Source organism: Xenorhabdus mauleonii, from assembly GCF_900113945.1.
Lineage (GTDB): Bacteria > Pseudomonadota > Gammaproteobacteria > Enterobacterales > Enterobacteriaceae > Xenorhabdus > Xenorhabdus mauleonii.
The window spans coordinates 1-1983 of the sequence record NZ_FORG01000063.1 but is presented as its reverse complement, the minus strand read 5'-3'; the positions used below and the strand labels follow the sequence as shown (position 1 = coordinate 1983).

General features: G+C 54.9%; 1 protein-coding gene. It reads right to left on the bottom strand.

Annotation, left to right across the window (positions count from 1 at the left end):
* The coding region (locus BM100_RS21955; protein ID WP_175495004.1) for an inverse autotransporter beta domain-containing protein at nucleotides 1-1983 on the bottom strand (1983 nt) is incomplete at both ends.

The following is a 1983-nucleotide window of genomic DNA, read 5'->3' as shown; positions in this document are numbered from 1 at the left end:
CAGGACGATATCGGTTTCTTCGTTTTCCTTGTTCAACGTGCCATTGTCCGGCTCGAATTTGGTCTGATCCGTATCAATCATGTTGGCCAGCGAATCGCCGAAATCAATCACGGTCGATGGCAGTTCATGTCCGTCGACCGTAGGCTTGATAGTCCACTTGCCGCGCTTGGTACCCGCGGTGGCCGTCACTTCATAGATACCACTGCCTTCCGGCACCTCCTTAATTTCGGTGCCCAACAGCGGATCTTTACCGTCTCCGGTCAGTTTGGATTTATCATCCGTCAGGGAAATGCTACCTGCGGCACCACTGACCGGCTTGCCGTTTTTATCCGTCAGTTTCAGGCGGATAACGGTCTGGGTCTTGCCATCAGCCACCATGGATTTATTGGCGGGTTCAAAACCGGAGCCTGCCGGATTGACGGCCGAAGCGGTCACCAAGATCTGGGCTTCTACCCGCTCAGAGGCATTGCCCTGCGTATCATAGGCCACACCGGACAGGCTGTAGGTATTGTTGCCTTCCGCCTGATACGGTGGCAGGGTCAGCAGGTAATGAGTGCCGCCGCGCACTGTTTCTGCGGCCAGACTGTCTGCCGGTGCCCCTGTTCCTGCGGCTTCCAACTTACCGCCCCCACTCACCAGATTACTGGTGTCCCAAACGATATCTTTCAGTTGATGCTTGGTGCTGACTGTAACATTCAGCGGAATAATGGCCCCGCCACGTCCGATAATCCGGGGTTCCATCATCAGGCGGATCAGAATTTTCTTGCGATATTCCAGCACAATCTGGTTATTACGATCGACCAAATCATAGCGCCCGCCTTGCAGGGTGCGCTTGAAGGCCACGGCATCGGGATCAATTTGTTTTGACCACGGCGTACCAATCTCATAATTGAGCCCGAGGTTAAACAGGGTGTCTCCGCCACCGGACGCGCTCTGGCGACGGTCAAGCCCCAGTGTCACCAGCGGAATGGGGGTATAGTTCACACCGAGGGTAAAGGCGGCGGGATTTTTTTGCCGCTGTTTTTCACTCAACAGCCCGACTTCATTACCGAAATACTGTTCGTAAGTCAGTTTGCCGCCCAACTGCGGATAAGTCGGTATATAGCCTTCGGCCCGCAGGTCAAAACCGTTGGCCGGACGTTCTTCATACTCAGTCAGTTTTTTGCCGTCTTTCCAGCCGCTGGCACGGAAATAGCCGTTGGCCGCGAATTTCATAAAGTCACGGGCGTATTCCGCCCCGATACCGAAGCGGGTATGGTCGCGGGTAATGTCGTGGTCGAGGAAGGCGTTATAGCCGAACATGCCATCGTCAAAGAAATGGCGTTGGCCCAGCCCGACGTTTGCCGTGGTGCGGCTGTCAATATGGCGCAGGCCAAATTGGGTAAACGTCAGGTGTTTTGCGGTATCGTACAATGGCAGCAGCATGTCGAACTGGCTGCCGTCCAGTCGTCCGCGATCATCCACATTGGCCTGAATTTTGACATTGCCGTAGCGTTGCAGCCAGTCTCGCACGGCTTGGTTGGCTTCACCGACTGCCATGTTGCGCAGTTGGTTTTTGGCGTTATCCACCATATTGCCGCTTTTCAGCATGCTCGCCGCTTGGGAAGCAGTGCTTGCCAGCCAACGCTCGGCGCTGTTTTCTGTAGCAGGGGCATCAGTCGTCGCTTTCAGACTGTCAGCCAACAATGCATCGGAAGCCGAGTGCGGCACGTCAATCTCATCACCGGCCCCCAGTTTCGCAAACGGTTTATGGAATGTCCGCTGCTGGTTAAGCTTTTTTAGCTCCGTGACACTCAGGCCGTGGCGTTTTGCCACAGTTTTAACACTTTCACCCGCACTCAATCGATAAGGCTGGGTTTGCCCGGTATGTGGTTGAGTTTCCCGAACTTGGTGCTCACTTTTGGCGGTTGCCACCGCAGGGGTAAACGCCGCTGCAACGGGAAAGGCCACTTGGGCAAAAATATTCGCCCATGCCACCCATTT